A 15,137-nucleotide genomic window follows, 5' to 3' on the forward strand; every position below is an offset into this window, starting at 1 on the left:
ATGAGTCATCCCTGACCCCTTGAGGGTCCTAAAGGGCCGTTGGAGACCACAACGTTGATAGGTGGGGTGTGTAAGCGTAGCGATACGTTGAGCTAACCCATACTAATTACCCGTGAGGCTTAACCATACAACACCCAAGAAGTGTTTCTGGCCTTGTAGCGAATACGAAACTACTTACGTCAGCTTTCTCAGATTGAAGATTTTGCCTGGCGGCAATAGCGCAGTGGAACCACCTGACCCCATGCCGAACTCAGAAGTGAAACGCTGTAGCGCCGATGGTAGTGTGGCATTCGCCATGCGAGAGTAGGACACTGCCAGGCACCCAATTTTAGATTACGCATTGAGCGTGGTCTTTACCGGTTAGTGTGCTGATATGGCTCAGTCGGTAGAGCGCATCCTTGGTAAGGATGAGGTCCCCAGTTCGATTCTGGGTATCAGCACCATTTTCAAGCAGTACAGCTTTTGCCTGACGGCAATAGCGCCGTGGAACCACCTGATCCCATGCCGAACTCAGAAGTGAAACGCGGTAGCGCCGATGGTAGTGTGGCATTCGCCATGCGAGAGTAGGACACTGTCAGGCACCTATTCAGAAGAGGCCTCCCATTCGGGAGGCCTTTTTGCATTTCTGTCCTCCCGCCGCAATTCCCTGCTTCTATTTCAGTAAAAATGCTGGGCTATCAAGGGATTGCTCGTTACTCTTTAGCCGTTGCCCGATGAACACGTGATGCTGCCTGCGAGGTATTGATGGCTACGTTGAAGGAAATTGCACAGGAGGCGGGGGTATCGCTTGCTACCGTATCCCGTGTGCTGAACGAGGATCCCAGCCTGAGCGTCAAGGACGAGACCAGGCAGAAGATCTTCGAGATTGCCGAGCGGCTGGAGTACAAGACCAGCAGCGCCCGCAAAGGGGTGCACAAGAGCAAGCTGCAGCTCCTGGCTGTCTACGCCTATCCCCAGAGCACCGAGGTCAACGATCCCTATTACCTCGCCATCCGCTATGGCATCGAGACCCAGTGCACCCGCCTCAACATCGAGTTGACCCACTGCTACAACGGTGCCGAGGGGCGTGAGCTCTCTGCCGTCGATGGCATCCTGGTCATCGGCCATCTGCCGGAAGAACGGCTGGCCGTGCTGCGCGGCCTGTCTGCCCAGCTGGTGTTCGTGGATTGCCGCTCTCAGGGCGATTTTGACTCGATTGATGTGGATCTGGCACTCATCAGCCAGCAGGTAGTGGACTTCTTCATCGCCGAGGGCCATCAGCGCATCGGCTATATCGGTGGCCAGGATGATGGCCCGGATCTGCGGGAACTCGCCTTTCGCGATTATGGCCAGCGGCTTGGGGTGGTACAGGAGAGCGACCTCTATCGCGGAGACTTCTCCAGCGCTTCCGGCTACAAGCTGGCGAAGGAGATGCTGGCCGGGGATTGGCCCAGGGCGCTGTTCGTGGCCTCCGACTCCATCGCCATCGGCGTGCTGCGTGCCATCCACGAGAAGGGACTGGCGATTCCCCAGCAGATCGAGCTTATCAGCGTCAACGATATCCCGACCGCCAAGTTCACCTTCCCGCCGCTCTCCACGGTGCGGATCCACTCCGAGTTGATGGGCTCCCAGGGAGTCAATCTGTTGGTCGAACGGCTACGTGACGAGCGTGATATTCCCCTTCGGGTGCTGGTACCGAGCAAGTTGACCCTGCGTGGCACTACGCGCTGATTTTAGTAAAATACCCTGCATTTTAGTCGTGCCATCTTGCGGTGGTGCGACACCCCTACCAAGCAAACTGCTTTGCCATATCATCCAATGACGTCACATCACAATGTTTTATAGTTGATTTTACTGCCATTCAGCCAGCTATCATCAACATCCATGCCACACCCATCCGCCCTATTCCCTTTTATCTTCCGCTTCTGATCTCGCTCACAAAACCATCCGCTCACTGTGATCAGGTTAAAACTTTACCTATTCAAAACTGATATTTAGTAAATATTTATCTAGAGTTTACCCAGTTAACGTTGCCTTGTTCCGGGAGGACATGTGAATAACTGGGAAAACGTCCAATTCGTTGGTGAAAACAGGCTGGCTCCGCGTGCCTACTTCTTCTCTTATGCCGACCACGCGCTGGCGGCCACCATGCAGCGCGAGCTGAGCCGCCGTTTTCTGAGCCTTACCGGTCAGTGGCAGTTCCACTACTTCGACCACCCCCTGCAGGTGCCGGAGGCCTTCTATCACAGCCCCATGGACGAGTGGGGCCAGATCACCGTGCCCAACATGTGGCAGATGGAAGGGCATGGTCAGCTGCAGTACACCGACGAGGGTTTTCCCTTCCCCATCGATGTGCCCTTCGTGCCGACCAACAACCCCACCGGCGCCTATCAGCGCAGCTTCGTGCTGAGCCCGGCCTGGGACGGCGAGCAGGTGATCATCAAGTTTGACGGGGTGGAGACCTACTTCGAGGTCTATGTAAACGGCCACTACGTCGGCTTCAGCAAGGGGAGCCGCCTCACCGCCGAATTCGACATCAGCGCCTATGCCAAAACCGGCGAGAACCTGCTCTCGGTGCGGGTGATGCAGTGGGCGGACTCCACTTACATCGAAGATCAGGACATGTGGTGGATGGCGGGTATCTTCCGCGACGTCTACCTGGTGGGCAAACCGGCGGTCCATGTGCAGGACTTCTTCATCCAGACCGCGCTGGCTGACGACAACCAGAGCGCCACCCTGAGCTGCGATATCCAGCTGGAAAATATGGGTGCGCCTGCCCGTGATCACCGTCTGGTCTGGTCCCTGCTGGATCAGGGCAGCGAGATCGCCAGCGGCTCGCTCGACCATCTCGCCATCGATGGCAAGTGTGATTGCCGCTTCACGCAGGATCTGGCCAACCCCCATCTTTGGAGTGCCGAAGATCCTTACCTCTATCAGCTGCAACTCTCCCTCTACAACGGTCAGGGCGAGCTGCTGGAAGTGATCCCGCAGCGGGTCGGGGTGCGTGAAATCAAGGTCAAGGATGGCCTCTTCTACGTCAACGGCCACTACCTCAAGCTGCACGGGGTGAACCGCCACGATAACGACCACCTCAAGAGCCGCGCGGTCGGCATGGATCGTGTTGAACGCGATATCGTGCTGATGAAGCAGCACAACCTCAACTCGGTACGCACCGCCCACTACCCGAACGACCCGCGCTTCTATGAGCTGTGCGACCAGTACGGTCTGTTCGTGATGGCGGAGACCGACGTGGAGACCCACGGCTTTGCCAACGTCGGCGATCTCAGCCGCATCACCGACGATCCCTTCTGGCAGCCGGTGTTCGTGGATCGCATCGAACGCCACGTGCATGCCCAGAAGAACCACCCCTCCATCATCATCTGGTCGCTCGGCAACGAGTCCGGCTACGGCTGCAACATCAGGGCCATGTACCAGCGCTGCAAGGCGATCGACCCGACCCGTCTGGTGCACTACGAAGAGGATCGCGACGCCGAGGTGGTGGATGTGGTCAGTACCATGTATTCCCGCGTCTCCCAGATGAACTGCTTCGGCGAGTTCCCTATGACCAAGCCGCGCATCCTCTGCGAATACGCCCACGCCATGGGCAACGGCCCGGGTGGCCTCAGCGAATACCAGCAGGTGTTCGACCGCCATCCCCACATTCAGGGCCATTACATCTGGGAGTGGTGCGATCACGGCATCCTGGATCAGGACGAGCAGGGCCGCCCGGTCTACAAGTACGGCGGCGACTACGGCGACTACCCCAACAACTACAACTTCTGCATGGATGGCCTCATCTACCCGGATCAGACCCCGGGGCCGGGCCTGCGCGAATACAAACAGGTGATCTGCCCGGTCAAGGTGCGGGCTCTGGATCTGGCGAGCGGCAAGCTGGCGGTGGAAAACCGCTACTGGTTCTCCACTCTCGACGATATCCGTCTACTGGTCGAAGTGAAGGCCGAGGGCGAACTGCTGGCCAGCCAGCAAATCCGGTTGGAAGGGATTGCTCCCGGTGCCATCACCGAGTTGCAACTCGAACTGCCATCCCTCGATGGGCGGGAAACCTTCGTCCAGCTGCGGGTCATCAAGGCCAGCGCGACCCGCTACAGCGCGGCGGAGCACGAGCTGGGCCAGTACCAGTTCCGGCTGAAAGAGTCGACTCGCCAGCTGCAGCCCTTTGCCAATCCCAACGCCACTGCGTTGCAGATTGCCGACGAGCGGCTCGCGCTGACCTTGAGCGGCAGCGGCTTTGCCCTGCGCTTCTCGCGCCTCGACGGCAAGCTGGTGAGCTGGCAGCTGGATGGTAATGAGCTCATCGAGCGCTCGCCGCGCCTCACCTTCTTCAAGCCGATGATCGACAACCACAAGCAGGAGTACGAGAGCCTGTGGCACCCGAACCACCTGCAGATCATGCAGGAGCACTTCCGCACTCTGAGCTGGCGTCAGCTGGGCGAGGCGGTCGAGGTGACGGTCGAGAGTCTGATCGCGCCGCCGGTGTTCGACTTCGGCATGCGTTGCCGCTACGTCTACACCCTGAGCCCGAACGGCCAGCTGCACGTGGCGCTGTCCGGTCAGCCCTACGGCGGCTATGACGACATCATTCCCAAGATCGGCTTCGAGCTGGGCATTCGTCAGGATCTCGACCGGGTGCACTACTACGGCATGGGCCCGGGCGAAAACTATCAGGACAGCCGCCAGAGCAACTGGATCGACAGCTTCCAGAGTACAGTCAGCGAGATGTGGGAGCACTACCCCTTCCCGCAGGATAACGGCAACCGCCAGCAGGTGCGCTGGGCGACCCTGACCAACCGTCACGGCGCCGGTCTCTACGTGCGGCCCGATGCCCCCATCAACCTGAGCGTCTGGCCCTACAGCTGGGAGCATATCCACGGGGCGCAGCACATCAACGAGCTGGAACCCTGCGGTTATCTCACCCTCAATCTGGATCACAAGGTGCTGGGGCTCGGCTCCAACTCCTGGGGCTCCGAGGTTCTGGACTCCTGGCGGGTGCGCTTCGAGCCGTTCAGCTTCGGTCTGACCCTGCTGCCCATCGCCCGTGGCAACCTCAATCCGGCTGCGCTGGCCGGGCTCGACCTCACCATCAACGGCGGGAGGAACCTCGCATGATCACCCTGGACAACCTGACCCTGTTCAAAAATATCTACCGGGAGGGCAAGAAGTGGGGCCGCTGCGTGGAGGCCATCAACAACCTGCCAAACCTCAAGCCCGGCATCTGCCACTCCATCGGTGACTCCCTCACCTACCGCTTGCAGGAGGGGGCCAGCCCGGCCACCTCACTGTTCGAGGGGCAGCGCCGCTACTTCGACGTTCACTACTACCTGGAAGGGGAAGAGACGGTGGAGTGGGCCCCCAAGTCGGATCTGCGGGTCGAGCAGGCCTATGACGACACCACAGACCGCGAGTGGCTGGCCGGCGAGGTGCGTGAGCGCCAGCAGGTGGGCAACGGCCAGGTGGTGATCTTCGAGAACGATGAGGCCTATCGCTTCGCAGGCGACGCGCCGGTGCGCAAGGTGATCATCAAGGTCACCGTCGAAGGCGGCTACTTCAAAAACAAATAACAAGCCGCTGTTTTTTTACTGACACATACCGGAAGGCGCGGGGCCACCCTACAACCCATGCCCCGCCCTTTCGTGGATAACTACAGGTCTGGAGATGCACCATGTCTGATTCCAAACGGAATACGATAGGCAAGTTCGGTCTGCTGTCGCTCACCTTCGCGGCGGTATTCAGCTTCAACAACGTCATCAACAACAACATCGAAATCGGCCTGGCCTCGGCCCCCATGTTCTTTCTGGCCACCATTTTTTACTTTATTCCGTTCTGCCTCATCATCGCGGAGTTCGTCTCCCTCAATAAAAATTCCGAAGCGGGGGTTTATGCCTGGGTGAAAAGCTCCCTCGGCGGGCGCTGGGCCTTCATTTCCGCCTACACCTACTGGTTCGTGAACCTGTTCTTCTTCACCTCCTTGTTGCCGAGGGTCATCGCCTACGCCTCCTATGCTTTCCTGGGCTACGAATACATCCTCACCCCGCTGACCACCACTTGCTTAAGCATGATCCTGTTCGCCCTGGCGACCTATGTCTCTACCAACGGCGCCAGGATGCTGGGCCCCATCACCTCGGTGACCTCGTCCCTGATGCTGCTGCTGACCCTCTCCTACATCCTGCTGGCGGGCGCTGCCCTGGTGGGTGGCGTGCAGCCGGCCGATCCCATTACGGTGGAGGCCATGGTCCCCGATTTCAGCTGGGCCTTCCTGGGTATTACCACCTGGATCTTCATGGCGGCCGGTGGCGCCGAGTCGGTGGCGGTCTACGTCAACGATGTGAAGGGCGGATCCAAATCCTTCGTGAAGGTGATCATCGTCGCTGGGATCTTTATCGGCGTGCTCTACTCCATCGCATCCCTGTTGATCAACGTGTTCGTACACAGCGACACCCTGAAATACACCGGCGGCTCGGTGCAGGTGTTTGAGGGGCTGGCGGCCCATTTCGGCCTGCCGGAGATCCTGATGAATCGCTTCGTCGGGCTGGTCTCCTTCACCGCCATGTTCGGCTCCCTGCTGATGTGGACGGCGACCCCGGTGAAGATCTTCTTCTCCGAGATCCCGGCCGGCATCTTCGGCAAGAAGACGGTCGAGCTGAACGAGAACGGCGTGCCCGCCCGCGCAGCCTGGATCCAGTACCTCATCGTGCTGCCGCTGATGGTGATCCCGACCCTGGGCTCCAACACAGCGCAGGATCTGATGAACACCGTCATCAACATGACCGCCGCCGCCTCCATGCTGCCGCCGCTGTTCATCATGCTGGCCTACCTCAATCTGCGGCTGAAGCTCGACCACCTGCCGCGGGAGTTCAAGATGGGCTCGCGCACCACCGGCATCGCCGTGGTGTCGGTGCTGATCGTCCTCTTCTCGGTGGGCTTCCTCGCCTCCACTTTCCCGACCGGCGCCGACATCCTGACCATCGTCTTCTACAACGTCGGCGGGATCGTGATTTTCCTCGGCTTCGCCTGGTGGAAGTACAACCGCTACGAAGCCTCCCTCAGCGCCGAAGCGCGTGCCAAAGAGGCCCAGCCGACGGCGCAGGTTGCCATGCAGACGTCATAGCCACGGCATTGAATCCCAATCAAACCGGGTGGCCGTTGGCCACCCGCAAACCGTTGAACCAGAGAAGGAAAAGAGCATGAGCGAGACGATCGAGTTTGCCGAATTCAAGCGGGTCGAGATGAAGGTGGGCACGGTGCTGGAGGTGGTGCGCCACCCCGGGGCCGACAAACTCTACATCGTCCAGATAGATGTGGGTGGCGAGCGGCCGCTGCAGACCGTCACCAGTCTGGTGCCCTACTACAGCGAAGAGGAGTTGATGGGCAGCGAGGTCGTGGTACTGACCAACCTCAAGCCTACCCGAATGCGCGGCGAGCGTTCCGAGTGCATGTTGCTCTGCGCCGAGACCCCGGACGAGAGCCAGAGCGTGCTGCTGCAGCCGCGGGTGCCGATGGCGCCGGGCACTCCGATCGTCTGAATGGTATTGCGAGCCGGTGCGGGAGATTGCACCGGTTCACCAGCGAGGCCGCCCACGCGGTCCGATCATAACAAGAGAGTAAAGCGCGGGGCCGACAGACCCTTGCCGAACACATCACAGAGTCACAGCGTTACCCGCAGGGAGCGCGAGTCCACTGGAGGACACCATGTCTGAATCCGTACGCGGCACCATAGGCAAGTTTGCCCTGTTGTCGATGACCTTTGCCGCCGTGTTCAACGTGCGCAACATCGTCAACAACAACATCGAGCTGGGGCTCAGCTCCGCCCCCATCTTCCTGCTGGCGACCATCGTCTACTTCATCCCGTTTGTTTTCATCATTGCCGAGTTCGTCTCGGCCAACAAAAACTCCGAGTCGGGGATGTACGACTGGTTGAAAAAGCCGCTCGGAACCCGGATGGCCTATCTGGGCTCGTTTCTCTACTGGTTCGTGAACCTGTTCTGGTTCGTCTCCCTGCTGCCCAACGTCATCGCCTACGCCTCCTACGCCATGCTGGGCTATGAGTACAGCTTCTCGCCCATGGTCACCTCAGTCATCTCCATCGTGCTGTTTGCGGCGGCGACCCACATCTCCACCAAGGGGGCGAGCTGGCTCGGCAAGATTGCCGAAATAGTGGCCTACGGGGTATTTGCCCTGTTCGCCATCTATGTGCTGGGCGCCCTCATGGCCCTGAGTGGCGATCATGTTCCGGCCCAGCCCATCACCCTGGAGGCGATGACCCCCACCGTCAACTGGGCGACGCTCGGCATCATGTGCTGGATCTTCCAGGCGGCGGGTGGTGCCGAGACGGCGGCGGCCTACCTCAATGACGTGAAGGGCGGCCAGAAGTCCTTCATCAAGGTGATCATCAGCGCCGGCATCGTCATCGGTGCCATGTATGCGGTCGGTTCCCTCTTGGTGAACGTGTTCGTGCCGCGCGAGAGCCTCACCTATGCCGGCGGCATGGTGGAGATCTTCACCGGCATGGCGCAGTATTTCGGGCTCTCCGAGGCGCTGGTGGGCCGCTTCGTCGGCGTGGTGCTGTTTATCGCCATGTTCGGCTCCATGATGATGTGGACCTCGGCGCCGGTGAAGATCCACTTCTCCGAGATCCCCCAGGGGGTGTACGGCGAGAAGACCACCCAGCTCAACGAGCACGGGGTGCCGGTGCGCGCCGCCTGGTGGCAGTTTGTCTTCGTGTTCGCGATGCTGGTGGTCAACGGTTTCGGCTCCGAGTCGGTGCAGCAGATGATGAACACCGCCATCAACCTCACCGCCGGTACCGCCATGTTGCCGCCGATCTTCATCATGGTGGCCTACTTCGTGTTCCGCTGGAAACATGACGACACCCCCCGCGACTTCCGCATGGGGTCGCGCACCTTCGGGATGGCGGTGGTGTCGGTGCTGATCGCCATCTTCGTGGTGAGCATGAGCGCCTCCGCCTTCCCGGCCGGGGTGGATCTGGTGCGCGCCTTCTTCATCAACGTCTTCATGACCGCGGTCTTCTCGGCGCTGGCCTACTGGTGGATCTCCCGCTTCGAGAAGCGCCAGGCCCGCAAGTCAGGTGGCAACGAGAAGAAAGCGGGCAGCGACACCCTGGCCAGCCAGCGCTGATCGGCTGGGTGAGAAAGCGGAACGGGCGGCCTTGGTCGCCCGTTTTTTTATCCATTTTTAGTCGTTTGGGAGCTGTCAGGGCCGTTTTATCGTCTACTTTTGCTACTCGATATGGCGAAGGCGTTAAGCATTGATGAACAATTATTCGCCGCTCAACTTTGCGCCTCTCCGTTATCGGGGTAAGCTGGAGGTTCGTTTTAGCGGGAGGTGCCAGACATCTCCCGCTCTGTTTCTTGTCCTCCCCAATCCTGACTGCTGCCATGGCTGCAGGATGCCCTTCTGATGGAGACCTTTCGTGCGTCTGGATCCCTTTACTGTTGTGCTGATTGCGGTGGTCACCCTGGCCTCCCTCTTTCCCTGCGAGGGGCAGGTAGCCGTCTGGTTCGGTCTGCTGACCAAGCTGGCGGTGGCGCTCTTGTTCTTCATGCATGGCGCCAAGCTGTCGCGCCAGAACCTGCTGGCAGGCCTCGGCCACTGGCGGCTCCATCTGGTGGTGATGCTCAGCACCTTCGTGCTGTTTCCGCTGCTGGGGCTGCTGCTCACGCCACTGGTACCGGGCTGGCTGAGCCCGGCTATCTACCTCGGCTTCCTCTATCTCTGCGCTTTGCCAGCCACCGTGCAGTCGGCCATTGCCTTCACCTCGATGGCGGGAGGCAATGTGTCGGCGGCGGTGTGCAGCGCTTCGGCCTCCAGCATCCTCGGCATCTTCCTCTCGCCGGTGCTGGTGGGGCTGATGATCAATGTGCAGGGGGAGGGGGTCGATACCTGGCACTCCATTCAGGCCATCATGGTGCAGCTGATGCTGCCCTTCGTGGTGGGGCACCTGTCACGCCCCCTCATCGGTCGCTGGGTTGACAGCCACCGGCCACTCATCGGCAAGCTGGACCAGAGCTCCATCCTGCTGGTGGTCTATGTGGCCTTCAGCGAGGCGGTGGTGCAGGGGATCTGGCACCAGGTCGGCTGGTACGATCTGGCGAGTATCGTGCTGCTGAGCTGCGTGCTGCTGGCGCTGGTGCTGGGGTGGAACGTCTGGATCAGCCGTCGCCTCGGTTTCAACAGGGCGGACGAGATCACCATCGTCTTCTGCGGCTCCAAGAAGAGCCTGGCCAACGGGGTGCCCATGGCCAACGTCATGTTCCCCGCCGCCAGCGTCGGGGTGATGGTGCTGCCCCTGATGATCTTCCACCAGATCCAGCTGATGGTGTGCGCCGTGCTGGCCCGCCGCTACCGCGAGCAGGAGGCCCTGCCCCAGGTTCAGGAGGGGTAAGCGGTCCGGATAAAGAAGAGGGAGGCCATGGGCCTCCCTCTTTCGCTTGCCGCGTCGTCAGCGTTTGCGCCAGACGGTGAGCTGGGCCACCGTGTGCTGGTACTTGCGGGCGGTCTCGCGGATGACGAAGGGGACGTCCCTCGGGGGCATGTGCTCCTCGAACTCCTCCGCCAGCAGCCGTTGCAGCGCCTGATAGGTGCCGAGGGCCTCGCCGTTTTCCCGGATGCCGCCGAGCCAGTTGGCCTTGGGGGTGTAGTCGGTCAGCCAGGTGTAGGGGCTGGTGAGCACCAGCAGGCCGCCGCTGCGAAGGCGCGGCGCAATGTCCCGCAGGAAGCGGGCGGGCTCCCGCAGTCGGTCGATCAGGTTGGAGGCGAGCACCAGGTCGTAGTCGCCGTACCTGGGCTTGAGGTTGCAGGCATCCCCCTGGCTGAAGTGGACCCGCTCGCTCTGCTCGCGACCAAGCTCGTGGCGGGAGAGGCGCGCCTCGCAATATTCCACCAGATCCCCTTCCACCGGCACCGCATAGCGGAAGCTGTCCTGTCTTGCCAGGGTCAGGGCCACGTCGATGAAGCGGGCCGAGTAGTCCACCCCGTCCACGTGGGCGAAGCGGCGAGCCAGTTCGAAGCTGGCGCGACCGGTGGCGCAGCCGATGTCGAGCGCCCGCTCATGGCGGCTGCACAGCTCGCTGGCAAGACCGGCCAGAGCCTCGGCGTAGTTGGCGACCCCGAAGTGGCTCGGACCGTACTGGAAGTCGAGATACTGGGCGACGAGCGTGTCGGTTTCATAAGGGTTCACGATGACGGGCTCCTGATGGCGTGAGACCAGGTAGCGGAAGCCCGCGTGCTGGAAGAAGTGGCGACGGAAGGCGTAGCGGGAGGACTTGAGCGCCTCGTTGCCGGTGCTGATCCAGCTCCCGCCCTTGATGAGGGTGTGCTTGCCGTCGAAGGTGGGGGTGGAGAAGTCGTCGTAGAGGGGGTGCACCTTGAACCCCTCGAAGCCGTCGATGGCGGTGCTGGTCCACTGCCAGACGTTGCCCACCAGATCGAAGAAGCTGCCCTGGGGGCAGGCATCCACCGGGCAGGAGGAGGCGAAGCGGGCCAGGTTGATGTTGCCGGGGGCCTCCATCCAGTCCGGCTGATCGCCGGCCAGTTGTTCCCGTAGCAGCATCCACTCCCCCTCGCTTGGCAACTGGACGGGCAGGCCGGTCTGATCCGCCTTCCAGCGGCAGAAGGCGGCGGCCTCCAGCTGGTTCACCTCCACCGGCCAGTCCCAGGGCATGGGGACCTGCTCGGTCATCAGCCGCAGATGCAATTGTTCGGGTTCATTGGGATCGCCGACCCAGAAGGTGGGCATGCGGGCCTTGGCATACTGGCGCCAGCCCCAGCCTTCGTGGTCCCACCAGTCACGGGTCTCGTAGCCGCCCGCCTGCACGAAGGCCAGGTATTCGGCGTTGCTCACCAGCATGCGGCTGGCCTGGAAGGGGGCCAGCTCGATGTGGCGCTCGCCGTATTCGTTGTCCCAGCCGTAGGTGGCGTCCTGCTTGCCGAGGCGCACCTGGCCGCCGGCCACCGGCAGCAGGGTGTTGACGGGGACGGCGGCGAGATCGTGGCGCGCCTCGGGGCAGACCGGCCACTGGGGCTGGCTGCGCACCCAGGCCAGGGGCAGCTGGCGGATCAGCACGCTGGAGGTCTCGAGGTGGATGCGCTCGTGCTCTATGCCCATCAGGATGACCCAGGCCGGGCTCTGCCAATGGATGGGCAGCTCGATCGGCATCCGCTCGATGAAATCACACACCAGGGCGCGCACCCGGCCGCGGTAGTCACGCAGCTCGGCCACAGTGGGCCAGTCGTAGTGGGTCTCGTCCAGATCGTCCCAGCTCATCTCGTCCACCCCGATGGCGACCAGGGCCTCGATGCGGGGGTCGAGCCGACTCTCGATGAGACGGGCCGCCAACAGCTTGTTGACGAAGAAGGCGGCGGTATGGCCGTAGTAGAAGATGAGCGGGTGGCGCAGGGGGATCGCCTTGTTGAACCAGGCCCGCTCGTCGGCCAGGCAGTCGAACAGCGAGTCGTAGAGATCGAAGGTCTGGCAGAAGTAGGCGAGGAGCTCGCGGCGCTTGTGGTCGGGATCGTCGCCGGTCAGCAGCGGGGTGCGGGTGGGGGCAGGCAGGCCCGGATGAACGAATGAGTGGCTGGCTTGGGTCACGCTCTGACTCCTTGTTGATTCTGGCGGGTGAAGCAGCGATGGAGTGCTCTATACGCACCAGGTATCACTATTGGCTCAACGAACCGGGGCGGCAACCAAAAAAATGGGTCAACGCCCTCCTTCGGGTGTGGTCAGATTGACCAGATTGTGGTCTGAATGACTCTTTGTTGTGGGCCCTTCGAGCCTCGAAATATTGAAATGGATAGATAAATCATGATGTTAACCATATGGCGCAGGGTTTGCTCATTGCCACTCACCTGCCGCGCCGTGCGGCAAAGAGGAAACGAGGAGTAGCGGGATGAAATGGATGCTGGGAGTGGTGCTGGCCCTGGGACTGACCGGATGCAGCTGGCAGGATGACGTCAAGGTGCGCGGGGAGGGGGCCGTGGTGGAGCAGCAGCATCCCCTTGGGCGGGAGGTGACCCGGGTGCTGGCAGGCGTGCCCGCCAACCTGTACCTGGTGGCGGGAGAGAGCCACACCCTCAGGGTCAAGGGGGAGGCCAACCTGCTGCCCTATCTGGTGCTCACCGAGAAGGGGGAGAAGCTGGAGATCGAGGTCAAGGATGGCTACCGGCTCGACCCCACCCAGCCTCTGGAGATCACCATCACCCTGCCGACGTTGCACGAGTTGGCACTGGCGGGGGTTGGCAACGGCGCCTTGCGCGACTTCAAGGGGGATGATCTGGTGCTCTCCCTGGCGGGCACGGGGGACATCGTCGCCAGCGGGCTGACGCTGGATCGGCTGGAGGGCAACATCGCCGGGCTGGGCAACCTGGATCTGGGGCAGGGCTCCGCCCGGGTGATGGCGCTGAACATCGCCGGCGCCGGTGGCGTCAAGGGGGCCGGGCTCGCCAGCGAGGAGGTCGAGGTGAGCATCGCCGGCAGTGGCGAGGTCGAGGTGCGGGCCCGGTCGCGGCTCAAGATAGAGATCGCCGGTGCGGGTGCGGTCAACTACTGGGGCAGCCCAGCACTGACCAGCGAGATCGCGGGCTCGGGTCAGGTGAGCCGGTTGGGGAGCTGATCCCATCCCCGCAACAATGAAAAAGGCCCCTCGGGGCCTTTTTTGCAGGATGCGACACTGTTGGGTGACGCTTCACTCGAGGGGGAGTGCGAGGCCCAGATCGGCGTTCAGGCGCATCAGCAGCCACTGCATGCCAGCGAGGTGCTGGTGGTCATGGCTAACGAGCAGGCGCACCAGACCGTCCAGGGTCACCTCCCCGTAGCCGCCATAGCGGGCGCGGCGCTGCCAGGCGTCGGACGGCACCGTCTTCAGCCATTCGACGGTCTGCAGGCGGGCGGTGCGAAACCAGTCGAGCTGCGCGGCGGTATCCTGCCGGGGGTAATCATGGTCCAGCGCCAGCTGATAGCCATCGAGGGAGGCGAGCTCCGGCAGGCTTTCCGCCAGGGTGCGACGAAACCGCACCTGATAGCCCAGCACCTCGATGTCCAGCAGGTGGCAGAGGTGCCCCCTGGCACTGAAACGCTCGGAGGGGATCCCGGCCCAGTTGGCGGGTTCCCAGTCCAGGTAGTCGGTGGGGACCTGTGCCAGCAGCCGCTCGAACTGGTCCGGCATGGCCAGCAATGTGGTGAAGAGAGGCATCCTTGTCTCCTGTTTCCGGGTGAATGGCCGCCCGCTGACGGGGCGGCCACGAGTGGGTCAGCCTCAGGCTGGTTCGCCCAGGTGGTTGGCGTGAAAGCGCAGGTGCGCCTCGATGAAGCTAGCCACGAAGTAATAGCTGTGGTCGTAGCCAGCATGGCGGTTGAGCGTCAGGGGCCACGCCCGGGTGGCGGCCACTTCGGCCAGGGTGTCGATGCCGAGCTGCTCCGCCAGGAAGGGGTCGTCCAGCCCCACGTCCACCAGGGTCGGCAGGGGCGGGCTGTCGTGGTGGCGCAGCAGTTGGCAGGCATCCCACTCCTGCCACAGCAAGGGGTTGTTGCCGAGGTAGGCGCCGAGCGCCTTTTGGCCCCAGGGGCAGCGGCTCGGGTGGCTGATGGGGCTGAAGGCCGACACCGAGCGGTAGCGACCCGGCTCGCGCAGGGCGGCGATGAGGGCGCCGTGGCCCCCCATGGAGTGGCCGCTGATGGCGCGCTTCGTCGAGACCGGGAAGTGGGTCTCGATGAGCTCGGGCAGCTCCCGGGTGACGTAATCGTACATCTGGTAGTGATCCCGCCAGGGGGTCTGGGTGGCGTTGACGTAGAAACCCGCCCCCATGCCGAGGTCATAGCCGGGATCGTCCGCCACCCCTTCACCGCGGGGGCTGGTGTCCGGCGCTACCAGAGCGATGCCGAGCTCGGCGGCGATGCGCTGGGCCCCGGCTTTTTGCATGAAGTTCTCGTCGGTGCAGGTGAGACCGGAGAGCCAGTAGAGCACCGGCACTTTCTGGCCGGTGAGGGCCTGGGGCGGCAGGTAGATGGCGAAGCGCATCTCGCACCCCAGCACATTGGAGCGGTGGCGATACTGCTTGTGCCAGCCGCCGAAGCTCTTGTTGCTGCTGATGATGTCCAGATTCATGTAAGGACTCCTTGCCCCGCC

The 15,137-nt window shown here is 62.1% G+C and carries 11 protein-coding genes, 1 tRNA gene and 3 rRNA genes; 12 read left to right on the plus strand and 3 right to left on the minus strand.

All coding sequences use genetic code 11. From position 1 onward, the window contains the following. The 11 genes from PG887_RS01400 to PG887_RS01450 form a co-directional block, all read left to right on the plus strand. Positions 1–127 (plus strand): 23S ribosomal RNA (locus tag PG887_RS01400); the annotation flags it as partial. A gap of 78 nt (positions 128–205) precedes the next feature. Next, positions 206–320: ribosomal RNA gene (rrf, locus tag PG887_RS01405) — 5S ribosomal RNA — on the plus strand. A gap of 47 nt (positions 321–367) precedes the next feature. Beyond that, a tRNA-Thr gene (locus tag PG887_RS01410) sits at positions 368–443 on the plus strand. A 22-nt stretch (positions 444–465) separates the two neighbouring features. Continuing rightward, positions 466–580, plus strand: a 5S ribosomal RNA gene (gene rrf / locus PG887_RS01415). Positions 581–744: 164 nt separating this feature from the next. Further along, positions 745–1,710 (plus strand): transcriptional regulator EbgR, encoded by a 966-nt coding sequence (ebgR, locus tag PG887_RS01420; RefSeq protein WP_069651541.1) that lies wholly within the window; start codon positions 745–747, stop codon positions 1,708–1,710. 321 nt (positions 1,711–2,031) lie between these two features. Continuing rightward, positions 2,032–5,106 carry a beta-galactosidase subunit alpha gene (gene ebgA / locus PG887_RS01425; RefSeq protein ID WP_270821040.1) on the plus strand — a complete coding sequence of 1,025 codons (3,075 nt, stop codon included), beginning with the start codon at positions 2,032–2,034 and terminating at the stop codon, positions 5,104–5,106. After that, on the plus strand, positions 5,103–5,558 hold the full coding sequence (locus tag PG887_RS01430; RefSeq protein WP_270821041.1) for a beta-galactosidase subunit beta: 456 nt from the start codon (positions 5,103–5,105) through the stop codon (positions 5,556–5,558). The genes ebgA and PG887_RS01430 overlap by 4 nt, the downstream gene beginning before the upstream one ends. Positions 5,559–5,659: 101 nt before the next feature. Continuing rightward, positions 5,660–7,105: an amino acid permease gene (locus PG887_RS01435; protein WP_270821042.1), complete on the plus strand. Its 1,446-nt coding sequence runs from the start codon at positions 5,660–5,662 to the stop codon at positions 7,103–7,105. Positions 7,106–7,181: 76 nt separating this feature from the next. Then, positions 7,182–7,520, plus strand: coding sequence for a tRNA-binding protein (locus PG887_RS01440; protein WP_043170707.1), 339 nt, complete (start codon positions 7,182–7,184; stop codon positions 7,518–7,520). Positions 7,521–7,686: 166 nt separating this feature from the next. Next, complete coding sequence (locus PG887_RS01445) at positions 7,687–9,132, plus strand: amino acid permease (protein WP_270821043.1); 1,446 nt, start codon at positions 7,687–7,689, stop codon at positions 9,130–9,132. Between the two features lie 295 nt (positions 9,133–9,427). After that, the gene (locus PG887_RS01450) at positions 9,428–10,399 is read left to right on the plus strand and encodes a bile acid:sodium symporter family protein (protein WP_104455070.1); all 972 of its coding nucleotides are present in this window, start codon (positions 9,428–9,430) and stop codon (positions 10,397–10,399) included. Positions 10,400–10,456: 57 nt separating this feature from the next. Here PG887_RS01450 and ovoA read toward each other — a convergent pair whose 3' ends face one another. After that, a complete protein-coding gene (ovoA, locus tag PG887_RS01455; RefSeq protein WP_270821044.1) occupies positions 10,457–12,604 on the minus strand; it encodes a 5-histidylcysteine sulfoxide synthase in 2,148 nt (715 codons plus the stop codon). 298 nt (positions 12,605–12,902) lie between these two features. On the opposite strand from ovoA, the gene PG887_RS01460 reads away from it, so the two are divergent. After that, positions 12,903–13,625: a GIN domain-containing protein gene (locus PG887_RS01460; RefSeq protein ID WP_266110138.1), complete on the plus strand. Its 723-nt coding sequence runs from the start codon at positions 12,903–12,905 to the stop codon at positions 13,623–13,625. A gap of 72 nt (positions 13,626–13,697) precedes the next feature. Here the strand turns inward: PG887_RS01460 and PG887_RS01465 are convergent, their stop codons facing one another. Together PG887_RS01465 and fghA are read right to left on the minus strand one after the other, a co-directional pair. Further along, positions 13,698–14,204 (minus strand): DinB family protein, encoded by a 507-nt coding sequence (locus tag PG887_RS01465; protein WP_270821045.1) that lies wholly within the window; start codon positions 14,202–14,204, stop codon positions 13,698–13,700. Between the two features lie 63 nt (positions 14,205–14,267). Then, positions 14,268–15,116 carry an S-formylglutathione hydrolase gene (gene fghA / locus PG887_RS01470; protein ID WP_039039543.1) on the minus strand — a complete coding sequence of 283 codons (849 nt, stop codon included), beginning with the start codon at positions 15,114–15,116 and terminating at the stop codon, positions 14,268–14,270. Positions 15,117–15,137 lie beyond the last annotated feature (21 nt).

The sequence above is a fragment of the Aeromonas sp. QDB14 genome (genome assembly GCF_027707845.1).
GTDB classification, from domain to species: Bacteria; Pseudomonadota; Gammaproteobacteria; order Enterobacterales; family Aeromonadaceae; genus Aeromonas; species Aeromonas caviae.